This window comes from Pelagimonas sp., assembly GCF_058892305.1.
Genome location: NZ_JBZXVN010000005.1, coordinates 39,704 through 53,106 on the forward strand (window position 1 = coordinate 39,704; position 13,403 = coordinate 53,106).

General features: G+C 54.8%; 17 protein-coding genes. 12 read left to right on the forward strand and 5 right to left on the reverse strand.

All coding sequences use genetic code 11. The features are described from left to right. Positions 1 to 56: 56 nt before the first annotated feature. Positions 57 to 719 (forward strand): hypothetical protein, encoded by a 663-nt coding sequence (locus AC5EFR_RS01865; RefSeq protein ID WP_493574274.1) that lies wholly within the window; start codon positions 57 to 59, stop codon positions 717 to 719. A 58-nt stretch (positions 720 to 777) separates the two neighbouring features. Here AC5EFR_RS01865 and AC5EFR_RS01870 read toward each other — a convergent pair whose 3' ends face one another. Further along, positions 778 to 1,770 (reverse strand): adenosine kinase, encoded by a 993-nt coding sequence (locus AC5EFR_RS01870; RefSeq protein ID WP_493574275.1) that lies wholly within the window; start codon positions 1,768 to 1,770, stop codon positions 778 to 780. Next, positions 1,767 to 2,411, reverse strand: a complete 645-nt coding sequence (gene nth, locus AC5EFR_RS01875; protein ID WP_493574276.1) for an endonuclease III — start codon at positions 2,409 to 2,411, stop codon at positions 1,767 to 1,769. Before nth ends, AC5EFR_RS01870 begins: the two co-directional genes overlap by 4 nt. 112 nt (positions 2,412 to 2,523) lie before the next feature. On the opposite strand from nth, the gene AC5EFR_RS01880 reads away from it, so the two are divergent. The 4 genes from AC5EFR_RS01880 to AC5EFR_RS01895 all read left to right on the forward strand — a co-directional run bounded on the left by AC5EFR_RS01880 (position 2,524) and on the right by AC5EFR_RS01895 (position 5,907). Further along, positions 2,524 to 3,534, forward strand: coding sequence for a Hint domain-containing protein (locus AC5EFR_RS01880; RefSeq protein ID WP_493574277.1), 1,011 nt, complete (start codon positions 2,524 to 2,526; stop codon positions 3,532 to 3,534). A gap of 74 nt (positions 3,535 to 3,608) precedes the next feature. Beyond that, a complete protein-coding gene (locus tag AC5EFR_RS01885; RefSeq protein ID WP_493574278.1) occupies positions 3,609 to 4,454 on the forward strand; it encodes a methylated-DNA--[protein]-cysteine S-methyltransferase in 846 nt (281 codons plus the stop codon). Positions 4,455 to 4,579: 125 nt separating this feature from the next. Continuing rightward, a complete protein-coding gene (locus AC5EFR_RS01890; RefSeq protein WP_493574279.1) occupies positions 4,580 to 5,248 on the forward strand; it encodes a YiaD family glycine zipper/OmpA-like lipoprotein in 669 nt (222 codons plus the stop codon). 113 nt (positions 5,249 to 5,361) lie between these two features. Continuing rightward, positions 5,362 to 5,907, forward strand: coding sequence for an NADPH-dependent FMN reductase (locus AC5EFR_RS01895; protein WP_493574280.1), 546 nt, complete (start codon positions 5,362 to 5,364; stop codon positions 5,905 to 5,907). A 10-nt stretch (positions 5,908 to 5,917) separates the two neighbouring features. Here AC5EFR_RS01895 and AC5EFR_RS01900 read toward each other — a convergent pair whose 3' ends face one another. Continuing rightward, a complete protein-coding gene (locus tag AC5EFR_RS01900; protein WP_493574281.1) occupies positions 5,918 to 6,316 on the reverse strand; it encodes a VOC family protein in 399 nt (132 codons plus the stop codon). A 107-nt stretch (positions 6,317 to 6,423) separates the two neighbouring features. Next, positions 6,424 to 7,113: a sugar transferase gene (locus AC5EFR_RS01905; RefSeq protein ID WP_493574282.1), complete on the reverse strand. Its 690-nt coding sequence runs from the start codon at positions 7,111 to 7,113 to the stop codon at positions 6,424 to 6,426. A 538-nt stretch (positions 7,114 to 7,651) separates the two neighbouring features. On the opposite strand from AC5EFR_RS01905, the gene AC5EFR_RS01910 reads away from it, so the two are divergent. The 7 genes from AC5EFR_RS01910 to AC5EFR_RS01940 all read left to right on the forward strand — a co-directional run bounded on the left by AC5EFR_RS01910 (position 7,652) and on the right by AC5EFR_RS01940 (position 11,897). After that, on the forward strand, positions 7,652 to 7,801 hold the full coding sequence (locus tag AC5EFR_RS01910) for a hypothetical protein (protein WP_493574283.1): 150 nt from the start codon (positions 7,652 to 7,654) through the stop codon (positions 7,799 to 7,801). Between the two features lie 270 nt (positions 7,802 to 8,071). Next, a complete protein-coding gene (locus tag AC5EFR_RS01915) occupies positions 8,072 to 8,686 on the forward strand; it encodes a ribonuclease D (protein WP_493574284.1) in 615 nt (204 codons plus the stop codon). Positions 8,687 to 8,705: 19 nt separating this feature from the next. Next, positions 8,706 to 9,311, forward strand: a complete 606-nt coding sequence (gene lptC, locus AC5EFR_RS01920; protein WP_493574285.1) for an LPS export ABC transporter periplasmic protein LptC — start codon at positions 8,706 to 8,708, stop codon at positions 9,309 to 9,311. Positions 9,312 to 9,321: 10 nt separating this feature from the next. Next, on the forward strand, positions 9,322 to 9,804 hold the full coding sequence (lptA, locus tag AC5EFR_RS01925) for a lipopolysaccharide transport periplasmic protein LptA (RefSeq protein ID WP_493574286.1): 483 nt from the start codon (positions 9,322 to 9,324) through the stop codon (positions 9,802 to 9,804). Further along, a complete protein-coding gene (gene lptB, locus AC5EFR_RS01930) occupies positions 9,804 to 10,562 on the forward strand; it encodes an LPS export ABC transporter ATP-binding protein (RefSeq protein WP_299922977.1) in 759 nt (252 codons plus the stop codon). The genes lptA and lptB overlap by 1 nt, the downstream gene beginning before the upstream one ends. A gap of 265 nt (positions 10,563 to 10,827) precedes the next feature. Further along, positions 10,828 to 11,391, forward strand: coding sequence for a ribosome hibernation-promoting factor, HPF/YfiA family (gene hpf, locus AC5EFR_RS01935; RefSeq protein WP_493574287.1), 564 nt, complete (start codon positions 10,828 to 10,830; stop codon positions 11,389 to 11,391). A gap of 41 nt (positions 11,392 to 11,432) precedes the next feature. Then, positions 11,433 to 11,897: a PTS sugar transporter subunit IIA gene (locus AC5EFR_RS01940; RefSeq protein WP_493574288.1), complete on the forward strand. Its 465-nt coding sequence runs from the start codon at positions 11,433 to 11,435 to the stop codon at positions 11,895 to 11,897. 67 nt (positions 11,898 to 11,964) lie between these two features. Here the strand turns inward: AC5EFR_RS01940 and AC5EFR_RS01945 are convergent, their stop codons facing one another. After that, a complete protein-coding gene (locus AC5EFR_RS01945; protein ID WP_493574289.1) occupies positions 11,965 to 13,395 on the reverse strand; it encodes a nodulation protein NodH in 1,431 nt (476 codons plus the stop codon). Positions 13,396 to 13,403: the final 8 nt, after the last annotated feature.

A 13,403-nucleotide genomic window follows, 5' to 3' on the forward strand; every position in this document is an offset into this window, starting at 1 on the left:
TCAGAGTGGAGGAGGTATATGTTCTTTGGCCCTATGGTTGATCTCGACACCCAGACATGGTTTTGGAGAATTTTAAGTGGGCGATCCAGAATGGCCTGCTAAGCAGCAGCACAAAACTGATCCCACCCACGGCACAGAACTTTCCGGTGCCAAAGGGGGACCCGCAATCCGTAGCGCGTGGGTTGATTGATGCCATTGCCTGGCATTTGGGTATTGAACAAACGATCGACGTGCGCCCATTGGACATGATCCCAGCCGAATACCGGATTGATTATAATGCTATGGGCGAGGTTGGCGGGACGTGGCAATCCGATGGCAACACCTCCGTTATCACCTATGACGCCGATATGATGACGCGCCCGATGGTCTTTCTATCGACACTTGTTCACGAAATGATGCACAAAAAGTTGCATATGACCCAGTTGGATTTCCCCGGCGCACCGGAGGTCGAAGAATTGGCAACGGATCTGCATTGTATCACCTGTGGCTTGGGCGAAATCCAAATGTCTGGGGCGGAGCAAGCGGGATGGCAGGGATATCTGCGTCAAGAAACCCGCGCCTTTGCGATGGCGGTTTGTGTTGAGCTGACAGGACAACAGCCCACACATTTGCCAGCAAGGTCGACCAAGCTGATGCGCAAATGCCAAAAATTGGTCACCGGGCATACGGGTTGGTTGGATGTGATGCGAGGTTTGATGGGCAAACCCGTGCAGGCCTAAATTTAAAGCGGGCAGCCCGTCACCGGGCCACCCGCTCTGTATTAGACAGCTGTTGTGATTAGGCGATCAATCCATGCTGGCGGAACAGCGCTTGCATGTTGGCCTCTGGGCGTGGCCCCATATGGCTGATGACTTCGGTCGCGCAAACGCAGCCCATGCGCCCAGCGGTTTCCATGTCGGCCCCGGTTGCGAGGCCGAATAGGAACCCGGCAGCGAATTGGTCACCCGCACCGGTCGCATCAATGGGTACAACTTTTTCGACCGGAATGTCGTAACGTGTTCCGTTGTGAATGATGGTCACGCCATCCCCAGACCGGGTGCAAACCACCAATGGACACACTTCGGCCACGCGAGCCAAGTCTTTTTCAAGGCTGTCATCTTGGTAGAGAGAGCGGATCTCTTCCTCGTTCCCGATGACAAAATCCATTTCATTGGCGATGAGTTTTAGAAAATCCTCGCGGTGGCGCTCAACACAAAACGGATCGGAAATGGCGATGCCAGCCTTGCCACCCGCCGACCGACAGGTGCGCGCGGCGCGAAGGAAGGCGTCCTTGCCTTTGTCTTTGTCAAACAAATAGCCTTCGAGGAAAATGATTTCGGCTTGATGGGTCACATCATCGGAAACGTCATCCGGCCCAAGTTCGGCGGAGGTGCCCAAATAGGTGTTCATCGACCTCTCGCCATCCGGGGAAACAAAGATCATCGAACGCGACGTTGGCAATTCACCGTCTGTCATCGGTGGGTTGACGAAATCGGTGCCGCCTTTTTCCATCGCTTCGGCGTAGAAATGGCCAAGCGCGTCGTCGTGAACGCGGCCGATAAAGGCCGTGGGGAGACCCAAGTTTCCGATCCCGGCCAAGGTGTTGGCAACCGATCCACCGGGCGCTTCGACACGGTCATTCATCGCGGCATAAAGGGTTTCGGCACGATCGCGTTCAACCAGTTGCATAATGCCTTTTTGAATGCCCATCAGGTCAAGAAACGTGTCCTCAGAGCGGGTCAGAACATCAACAACGGCATTACCGATACCGACAACTTGATACTTTTTCATTCGGTTTTGTCCTCGAATTGGCAGAGGTCGTTTATGTGACACGCCTTGCATTTTGGTTTACGCGCCACACAAATGTAACGCCCATGCAGGATCAGCCAGTGATGCGCATGGTTTTGAAAATCAACGGGTATGTGGTCTTCGATCGCCCGTTCGACGGCGACAACATCTTTGCCGGGGCAGATGCCCGACCGGTTCCCAATGCGGAAAATATGGGTGTCAACGGCTTGGGCCGGATGCCCCCACCACATGTTCAGCACCACATTGGCCGTTTTGCGGCCAACGCCCGGCAAGCTTTCTAGGGCTGCACGGGAATTGGGGACCTCACCATCAAATTGTTCAACGAGAATGCGGGCGGTTTTGATGACGTTCTTGGCCTTTTGCCGGAAAAGACCGATTGTTTTGATGTGCTCAATGACCCCGTCTTCGCCAAGGTCGAGCATCTTTTGCGGCGTGTCTGCGACTTTGAAAAGCTTGTCTGTCGCTTTGTTCACACCGGCATCTGTGGCTTGGGCGGACAGGGCGACCGCCACAACCAATGTATAGACATTGGTATGGTTCAGCTCACCTTTTGGTTCCGGCTCGCCTTGTTGAAAGCGCGTGAAAATCTCACGCAGGGTTTTGTAATCCATCTGCTTGGCCATAACCGGGGTATGCCCGGCTTTGCCCATAAGGTGCAAGGGTATCAGCGTCGCGGTTAATCACATCGAAAGTGATTTGTGCGACGACGTTGGCCAACTGAGATGAAAGACGCAGATGCCGACCGTTATTGGCTATTCACCCAATGGCATTGTTTACACGCCTGGATCGAATTCCTGGAGCGTCCGGGTTGGTTTTGACCCAAGTAAACATCGGGTCGTGTTTTCATGTCCACACGGATTTCTTTCTCAGGCCGAGCAAGGCAAGACAGTCAGTAGCGTAACCGGGCTTGTATCGAACACCGCCGATGGCGGCGGGGGGGAGATCGCGCGTGGCAAGATTTGCACCGACAGTTACTATGAGGTTGAAGGGCCAGGGGGCGACCTAATCTATTTGGACCGTATCGAACTTGATGGGAGTCATGTTGGTTACATCACCTCGGCTCCTCTGCAAGCGGGGGTGTCTTACCCTTTGTTGGGGGTGCGCGCAGCGACAGATGCCCCAGCGGCACCTTATTTGGGGCGCCGGGATGTGCCGTCTTTTGGTCCCAACAATCGGGTCATGACCCAGAAAGGCGAGGTGCCAATCGCCTGGCTTTGCCGTGGGGACAAGGTTTTGACCCGCGACGACGGATACCAACCGCTGCGGTGGATTGGCCGTTTTCAGGTGCCTCTCCTGCGCATGCGCCGCAACACGCGCTTGGCCCCTGTGCGTATCTGGTCAAAGCTGGTTGATCCGATAGCGCCTTCCAGTTTTGTTGAGGTGTCTCCCGATCATCAAGTTCTGCTAGGGGGGGCCGAAGTACAGCTGCTGTTTGGTCAAGATGAGGTCTTGGTGCCGTCGCGTTTCCTCTCAGATCCGAAGAAACCGGCCATTTCTCCGTCGGGTTATGTGTATCACCAGCTGTTGTTCGCACGTCATCAGGTGATCAGAGTGAATGGCATATGGGCAGAGAGCCTGTTTATTCCTCCTCCCAATCCTACCCAATTGGAGGCATCCGGCCTTTGCCCGCCCCGCGGGGTGTTTCATGAGAGGGCTGCCCGTTCGTGTTTAACGCGCGCGCAGGTGGCATTGCTCATGTCGGAACGTCGTCACCAGAGTGTGGACCGTCAAAACCGTCGCGCGTGATCATTTCGCAAAATCCGGGTCGCGACAACGCCGGGGCAACGTTAGATTGGTGTTCACAGTAAAGGACACACATCATGCCCGAAGATTTGCCTCAGGATGGTTATCATTTCAATGTCATGCGACGTGCGATTGAAAAGATCGACGGTATGGGCGAACACGCAACCCTTGACGAATTGGCCGCTACCATGGGGATGAGCCCGACCCATTTTCAGCGGATTTTCACGCGCTGGGCCGGTGTGTCTCCCAAACGCTTTCAACAATATTTGACATTGGGCCACGCCAAAGTGCTTTTGTCTGAACGGTTTACGACGCTTGAAACCGCTCATGCCACCGGATTGTCCGGAAGCGGTCGATTGCACGACCTCTTTTTGCGATGGGAGGCGATGAGCCCCGGCGATTACGCCAAAGGCGGGGCCGGGTTGACCATTTATTGGGGCTGGTTCGAAAGCCCGTTTGGCCCGGCCTTGGTCACCGGTACGGCCAAAGGCATTTGCGGGATCGCTTTTGCCTCGGAAAGTGGCGAAGCCGCTGCGTTTGAGGACCTTCTCTCGCGGTGGCCCAAGGCTGATTTTATCGAGGATCCGATGTTCTTGCGGCCCTGGGTTCTTAGCGCTTTTGGGGTGCAACAAGAGGGCGAGGTGCCGCTCTATTTGATAGGGTCTCCGATGCAGATCAAAGTTTGGGAAGCTTTGATGCGTATCCCGTCGGGGTATGTCACAAGTTATTCCGAGCTAGCCGGGAGTATTGGGAAACCCAAAGCTGTGCGGGCCGTGGGCACAGCCGTCGGGCGAAATCCAATCAGCTTTCTGATTCCTTGCCATCGGGCTTTACGCAAATCCGGTGGACTTGGGGGCTATCATTGGGGGTTACCGGTTAAGCGGGCGATCCTTGCTTGGGAAGCGGCGCGCGTGGACGTGTGACCGAGCTATCATGGGCAGCAATTTGCCGATTTCCCCGTGACACCCGTGCACTCAGGCACCATGATATTGTATATCAGCAGTGAATGACCCCATTCAAAGGGGCGAAAACACGAAAGAGGCATATCATGATCCGGGCAACTTCCCCGATTTTTCTTGCGGCTGCGGCCGCTCTGGGCCTGACCGCCTGTACCACTGGTCCGATTTTCGAAGAAACTGACCCCAACCGAAAAGCCAAGACCGGGGCGTTGATTGGCGCGGGCCTTGGTGCTGTTGCCGGCCGGCTTGCCGGTGGCGATGACAAGGGCGAACGCAATCGGGCGACTGTGGCCGGTGCTTTGGTCGGTGCCGCGGCGGGGGGCCTTATTGGCAACCAGCTTGATAAACAAGAAGCTGAGCTGCGTCAGCAACTGGGCGATGATGTTGGTATTCGCAACACGGGTGATCGCCTGATTGTGACCATGCCGCAGGACATTCTGTTTGCAACGGACAGTGCCGAGCTGCGCCCAACCCTCACCGCCGACTTGCGGGATGTTGCGCAAAGCCTGTTGGCTTATCCGGATACCACGGCGCAGGTGATCGGGCATACCGATAGTGATGGCGAAGCGGCCTATAACCTTGACTTGTCTGAACGTCGTGCACGTTCAGTTGCCAATGTGCTATTGTCCGAGGGTGTTCCCTCTTTCCGCGTGCAATCCATTGGGCGGGGCGAAGATCAACCGCTTGCTTCCAACCTGACACCAGAAGGCAAGGCTCAAAACCGCCGGGTTGAGATTGTTATTCTTCCGAACGCTTGATTGGGTTTTCCCAACTTAGGTGCGTAAATGCACATACCCTATGGAAACGCCGCGAATGGACGCGGCGTTTTCTGTTTTCTATGACCTATGTAACACGTTGATAGGAGATGAAGATGGCAGAGCTTAAGATTGTCGGGATCAGCGGTGCATTGCGCGTTGACTCAACCAATACAAAATTTGTGAAAGAAGCTGCACGGCTTCTTGGGTCAGCAGAGCTATTGCTCGCGGACATTCGTTTCCCGCTTTATGATGGCGATCTCGAACAGGCCGAAGGAGTGCCCGCTGTGGTTCAGGCCGCTGCGGACCTGATTGCAGGCGCCGATGCGATTATTGTCTCTACTCCGGAATACAACAAATCCATTCCCGGTGTTCTCAAGAACGCTTTTGATTGGATAAGCCGAGTTGATGGAAACCCATGGCAAGACAAACCTGTGGCGATTATCTCGGCGGCGGCGGGTCGCTCCGGCGGTGAACGCGCTCAGGTGGCCACGCGTGAGGCTTTGGTTTATTCGCAGCCGCGTTTTGTAACCGGCCCGGAAATCGGATTGGCCCAGTCCTTCAATCAGTTTGATGACGAGGGGCGCTTGACCAACGACCGTACGGTGGAAAACTTGCAAGTCCTAATGGACAAACTGCGCGCCGAAGCCAAACGAGGCTAGGGTCAGAACCCTAAGCGCGATTAGAGATTTCGATCAGGTTGCAATCGGGATCACGTATATAGAGTGACAAGATAGGTCCCGTTGCCCCGGTTCGCGGCACGGGGCCTTCTTCTATTTGTACCCCATGACTCGACAAATGGGGCTGCCATTCGCTTAGAGGCTGATCAGACAAGAAGCACAAATCGGCGCTTCCTGGTGTTGGATGTTCTGACTTGGGGTCAAACTCACCTCCGGCCGGATGCAAATTGATCTTTTGCGTCCCAAAGGCAAGCGCCCAGCGAGTCGACCCATCCGCCGGGGTGAACTCTGTGGACTGCATCCCAAGGACGGTCTCGTAAAAATGGATGGTCTTTGGGATATCTGCGACCGTCAACACCAAATGATCTAGAAACGAAATGCTCGGGGGCATGCCAACTCCTTTTGTGCGCACTTAACATGGCCACGCAGTTTCCCAAGGTCAAACACAGAAAAGCCCCGCCAAAATGACGGGGCCAGTCATGGTTGGATAATATGCGATCAGCAGCCAGTGCCGCGAACAACAACTTTGAACGTCTTTAGGATGGTTTTTACATCGGTGACAAAAGACAGCTCGCGCAGGTAAGCCGTGTCAAAGGCGGCGCGCTCAGAGAAGCTCGATTCATTGCGAACCGATGTCTGCCAGAAACCGGTAATACCAGGGCGCAGCGCATAATAGGCGGTGCCAGGATAGATTTCCTGCTGGCAGGGCATCATAGGGCGCGGACCAACCAAGGACATGTCACCGCGCAAAACGTTCCAAAGCTGCGGCAGCTCGTCGATCGAGGTCTTGCGGATCAGTTGACCGATCTTGGTGATGCGCGGGTCACGGCTTAGTTTCTGAAAGCGGTCCCACTCAACACGCGCGGCGGGATCAGCGGCCAAGTGCTTGGCCAGTGCTTCGTCGGCATTGGTGACCATCGAGCGCAGCTTCCACATGCGGAAGATGCGACCGTTCTGGCCAACACGCTTTTGCATGTAGAACGGCGACTTGCCGTCCAGCGCAACCAGCGCTGCGAACACCAGTACGAAGAACAGAACAGGTAGGGCTGCGATCAGAACCAGCGTAACGTCCAAGGAGCGCTTGAACATATCACGATAAGAAGACGCGCTCGACTTTGCGAACAGTGCTTCGTCAATCAGGGCATCGATTGTTGCCGTGGGCAGCGGCTGGCGAATGTGCAGTGTCAAGTTGACCTCCCTTGAGCCAATCGTGACGGAAGCATGTTCAGGACCCGAAGCGGTTCTGGCTAGGTTCAGGCAAAACTTGACCGTCGCTCCGAGCAGACGGAACGTTGAAAGGTTTCGGCGAAATCGCCTCAAGTTTTACAGATCTAGGCGCAGTTTAAAGCAGCAGACTGACCATTTACTCCCGAAGTGAAGCACTAACCCCCAAGTGCCGGTTTGTGCGAAATGTGACGTGAATTTGTCATATCCGCTCGACCTCTTTGTTATGACAATGAGGCGCTTCTGCGTCAACATCGGCGTTGCATTACACTTTTAGGTTGAAATGTGTTGTGGAATGAATGGGTTGCGGCGACACAAATCTACTCGTTTTCAGATATGAGACACGCCGGTTTTTATTCCCCGTACCTCTCATTTGACGCTAAATGGCATCAGCGGCGAGGGCCAAAAGGTTTGCCGCACGGGGTCTTGGTTGCGGAAACAGTAATCGTCACATCTCGGGATCTTTGTTGCCAGGGGGGAAACGAACTGCGGCTTGGCCGGAATGGCGGATACGAAATATGGCCCCGCCGCGGCGAATGAAATGGCATTAGGCGGCAATACGGAAACAATGAAACTGTGCAAAATGAAGCCATTTCCCGATAATCCCCTAGTGGTGGCGTTTGGGGCCAAGGATGCGCATCGGAGAGGATGAGCGTCAGGCCGGCACCGAAGGCAACAATCTACACACGAAATCATCCCATCACGGAATGTTACAATTTTCGGAAAAGCGTGAGGATTGCGCCCGAATCGGGGCACGCTTTCGTCACATTTGCGCCCAATTTCGCCCGAATCTGGTCTGAATTGGGACGGTGGGCGGCGAAATATGGCGCAGGTGCCCTAGTCGGTGAGTTGAAAGCCAGACCCTCGGTCGATATGTCGGACGCAGGCATGTATGGATCAGGCAGCAAAGAAAGGGGCATTCGTGGCCAATCTCGTGTATCAGGGCGATTTGCCGGATGACTTGGACTTGGGCCAAATTGTGGCCATCGATTGTGAAACCATGGGCTTGGTTCCTCGGCGCGACCGGTTGTGTGTTGTCCAGCTGTCGGGTGGCGATGGGAACGCTCATTTGGTTCAGGTTGCCAAAGGTCAAAAATCAGCCCCAAATCTGGAACGCGTTTTGACTGATCCGACGGTTCTCAAGCTCTTTCACTACGGTCGGTTTGACATTGCGGCGATGTATCATGCCTTTGGCGCTCTGAGCGCACCGGTCTATTGTACCAAAATCGCCAGCAAGATGGTGCGCACCTATACCGACCGACATGGTTTGAAGAACCTGACCCAAGAATTGATTGGCGTCGATATTTCAAAGCAACAACAATCCAGTGATTGGGGGGCTCAAGAGCTCACCAAAGCACAGGTGGATTACGCGGCCTCAGATGTCTTGTATTTGCATCGGTTGCGAGAGGCCCTGAACGACCGGTTGGCGCGCGAAGGCCGCACCGAAATGGCGCAGGCGTGTTTTGACTTCCTTCCGACCCGCGCGTTGCTTGACCTGGAAGGTTGGCCAGACAGCGATATTTTCGCCCATGCCTGAAGAGAGAAGGGGCTGATCCATGGCCCGATCCCAGGGGCTCTATTCCAACGTCATAGCCTGGTTAAAAATCCTGCTCCCCGTTGTGGCGCTGGGGCTTTTGTCGACGATATTCCTCTTTTCACGTAGCAATGATCCAGTGAACGAAGTGCCGTTCGCAGATGCCTTGAAGCGGGCCGGTGATGCGGTGACCGAAATGGTCAGCGCACCTTATTATGCCGGAACAACCGAGCGCGGTGATCTGGTGACAATGACCGCGCGATCTGCTTTGCCCAAGCCGTCGGGTGAAATCGAGGCTGAGGAGGTGTCGGCGCGGTTGCAGATGCAAGATGGCTCTGAAATCCGTCTCGACGCTGAGCGGGCCACCTTGCGAGACGGTGACCAGCAGCTCACACTTCACGACGGCGTCCGCATCGAAAGCTCAACCGGGTACGTTTTGACCACGCAAACGCTTGTGTCTGGGATCGATCGGATCGAAGCCGAAAGCGACGGTGCTGTACACGGGGAGGGGCCATTGGGAACCCTCGAAGCGGGGAAAATGAGAATTGAAACGGCTCCGGGCAGCGAAGACATACAAATGTTGTTCACGGGCGGCGTAAAACTGCTATATCTGCCACAAAACAAGTGAGTGCCACCGCATGACCCGATTGATTGCCGTTATCTTTGCAGCTGTGCTGCTACCCGTTATGAGTTTTGCGCAAGGGGCGCAGGTGTCTTTTGGTGGGAACCAAGACACCAAAGCCCCGGTTGAAGTCACCGCAGATTCCTTGTCGGTGAACCAAAAGGACGGCACGGCTCTTTATACTGGCAACGTGATTATTGCGCAGGGTGAGATGCGCTTGGCGGCACCGCGGGTCTTGGTGGTCTATTCCGAGGCGGCCCAGGAAATCCAGCGGATGGAAGCCACCGGCGGCGTAACCATGGTCAGTGGCACCGAGGCGGCCGAGGCGGAACGTGCCGACTACTCCCTTGAAAAGGGCGTTGTCGTTATGACAGGCAACGTCTTGTTGACCCAAGGGACCAGCGCGCTGACCTCGCAAAAGATGACTGTCGATCTTGAGGCCGGGACGGCCCAGATGTCGGGGCGGGTGAAGACGGTTCTCAATCAGGACGGCCAATAATGGCGGATCCAAAGTTAACAGTAACTGATGGTCAGGCCGGTTTGGTCATTGAACACCTGCGCAAAAGCTATGCCAAACGCGTGGTTATCCGTGATGTGTCGTTACGTTTGAACCGAGGTGAGGCGGTTGCGCTTCTTGGCCCGAACGGATCGGGCAAGACCACCTCCTTTTATGCCATTGCCGGGCTGGTAAACCCCGAAGGTGGGCAGGTCATGATTGATGGGCGCGATGCGACCTATCTTCCGATGTATCGCCGTGCTCGCATGGGGATCGGCTATCTCCCACAGGAAATGTCGATCTTTCGCGGACTGTCTGTTGAGGACAACATCGGCGCGGTTCTCGATATCGCGGAGAAAAACCGGCACCGCCGTCGCGAGCGCCTCGAAGAATTGCTGGGCGAGTTTTCGATCGAACACTTGCGGCGTGCGCCGGCGCTTGCCCTTTCGGGTGGCGAACGGCGTCGGGTCGAAATCGCGCGTTGCTTGGCGGCGGATCCCAAGTACCTTTTGCTGGACGAACCCTTTGCCGGGGTCGACCCTATTAGTGTGGGCGACATTCGCCATCTGGTTGCGGATCTCAAAACACGAGGGTTGGGTGTTTTGATAACGGACCACAATGTGCGCGAAACTCTCGAGATCGTTGACCGCGCTTATATCCTCCATGATGGCCAGGTTTTGATGTCAGGCACCCCCGAAGAGGTGGTTCGCAACGAAAATGTACGTCGCGTCTATTTGGGCGACAACTTTCGCATTGGTTGAGCGGTGTTATTCTTTTACCTGCGACGCTTTGTTAGGCAGTTGGCTTAATTTTCTTGATCGTTGTCATTGACTCTCCCCCGCTTTCCACCGTCAAATGGGGCATGGCATTTTGGTTTGCTGGATCTTTGTCTGACCTTTGTTTCCGCTTGCGGGGACGGGTTTTGACAAGCCACTGCCAAGTGTCTTTCCTGAAAAGCGACTAACCGAACACCTGGCCTTGGCCAGCACGTATCGTCTTGGTTGCCAAAAACAAAAAGGATGCAACATGCGCTATCAAATCACGGGAATGCACATCGACATTGGCGACGCCTTGCAAACCCACGTGAAAGACGAACTAGGGGCTGTCTTACAAAAGTATTCGCAGCGCCCTACAGATGCGAATGTTATCTTCTCCAAAAGCGGACATGAATTTGTCTGTGAAACCACGGTTCACTTGTCGACCGGGCTGACAGCAGCAGCCAAAGCACATGCGACTGAAATTTATGCAGCCTTCGATGACTGTGGTGAAAAATTGGACAAACAGCTGCGTCGCTACAAGCGCCGGTTGAAAGACCACCACAAAGATAGAACAGAGCCCGTTGAAATATTCGGTGCATCCTCGTATATCCTCGCCAGCGATACGGATTCGGAAGCACAAGAACCTGACTCGCTGCAGCCCATTATTGTGGCTGAGATGGAGACAAAAATCCCATCTCTCACAGTGGGTGAAGCCGTGATGCAGATGGAATTGGCCGGTGCGCCGGTTCTGGTGTTCCGCAACGAAAAAAAGGATGGCGTAAACGTCGTGTATCGACGTGAAGACGGCAATATCGGCTGGATTGATCCATAAAGCCGGAGTGTCGCGAAAAGCGCTCTGAATACAGGTAGACTATGAAATTCGCTGATCTCATCAAGCCTGAGGCCGTCAAAACTATTGCGTCGGCTTCTAGCAAGAAGCGGCTTATGCATGAGGTCGCCGATCTGGCGGCCTCGGCTTATGATCTGCCAACTCAAGAGATTGTCGAAGCCTTGATGGAGCGTGAAACGCTTGGACCAACTGGTGTGGGGCAGGGGGTTGCCTTGCCACACGCCCGCATCGAAGGTCTGAACTCGGTTGTTGGATCCTTTTTGGTCTTGGAAAAGCCGGTGGATTTTGACTCGGTTGACAGGCAGCCTGTCGACTTGGTTTTTGCGTTGTTTGCACCGCAGGACGCCGGTGTAGAGCACCTCAAAGCCTTGGCTTTGGTGTCTCGCAATCTGCGAGAAGCAAGCCTGTGCGCCAAGCTGCGGGCAAATCCGAATCCGACAACGCTCTATACAATTTTGACGGAAACAGAATCTGTCAAAGCCGCGTAACCCGCGCCGAATTTGCCAAGGTCACATGCGCGGTCGCGTCAAGGCGCCCGTTAGAACTGGCCGGCTTCTAGGCCCAGTTGTCGAAGCCAAACATAATGTAATCACGCATATAGGCCTCGCGGGCCAAAGCTTCGATTTGGTCATCGTAGATTTGGGCAAGCGCAAAGGGGGCGGAATTTGGGTTTGCCACAGGCTCGGGCGGGGCAGGGTGTCCCACCTGCATGGCCAAGGCCGGAAGGTAAAGCGCCATCTCGTCTTCGCGGATGATCATGTCCGGCAAAGTGAATTCGGACATGCCTTGGATACACTGGGCCTGCGTTGCCCAATGCCCGTCGACCCGAACCGCCGTTTGCCCCAATAGATTGGCCTTGGCCCACGCCAGGTAGGCGGTAAAGGCCGTGCGATGGGCATCAACAGTGTAATCGTCGCCCGGCTCACCTTCTGGAATAGGGAGGTTATGGGCGCGTCGAAGGGTTTTACGAATACCGGCAAAGCTGCCTTTCTTCGTGGTTAGAATTTTCGAACAAAATGCCTCATGTGCCCGCGCCAAAGGGTGGCGGATCACGGTAAAACTGCGATGGCCGGGGTGTTGGCGTTTCCAGGCCCGTAGCGTGTTTTGCTTGAAATTCCGCTCAAGCTCGTTTTCGTCGACATCGTCCAAAGCAGACAGCCATTTGCAAACGGTGGCTTCTGGGCCGGAGCGAATTGGCATGTAAAGAAGGGGCGTTTTTGCCGCCGCCACATAGGAGGGGACAACCGGACCACGACGCGGTTCAAAATTTGGTGTTCGGGTTAGGTTAAACCGATCCAGCCGCGCCAAAGATCCTTCCATTTCGTCGAAATTTTTAACTTTCTCAGAAACGGGTTGTGGGTTTTGCCGTTTCAACGCTGTGTTCAAGCTGTCCAATTGCGATGACGCCCCGAGCCAGCGCGCCAACCCGTTCATGATGTCGACATCCTGCAAGTCTTCGTAGGCGACATAAAACGCTGTCTGCGCACTGCGTTGCAAGGTGTTCATGATCTGCACTTGAAAGGCCTGCAAATCGGCAAGGTGTTGTTCGAACTCTGCTGCATCAAACTGCGCCTGACCGTCCTTGCGCCGTTTGACATTGGTCAGCTTCCACTGACCGGTGGCTTGCGCAATTTTCCAGCTAACATAGCTATCAACTGGGTTGCGGGTCAGAATGATCTTGCCGATTTTCGGGTCGCTCAGAAGGTCATTCAAAATACGCGGATCATGGTCGTGGAAATAGCGGAACCCACCAATGCCGCTTGGTGTGGCCTTGCGGATTTGGCCAAGCAAGCGCGTGGGATCAACGTCGCGTTCATCCTGAGTGATGCCAAGGATGTCTTCGGAGTTTGGATAGCCAATGAAATGCGGATTGAACGCTTCGCCATGACAGGTGATACCGTCAAACGCATTTAGATTGGCCTCAAGGAAATTGGACCCAGTGCGCATTTCGGCGAACACCACAAAACAATCGAAACGATCAGACATTCAAAGGG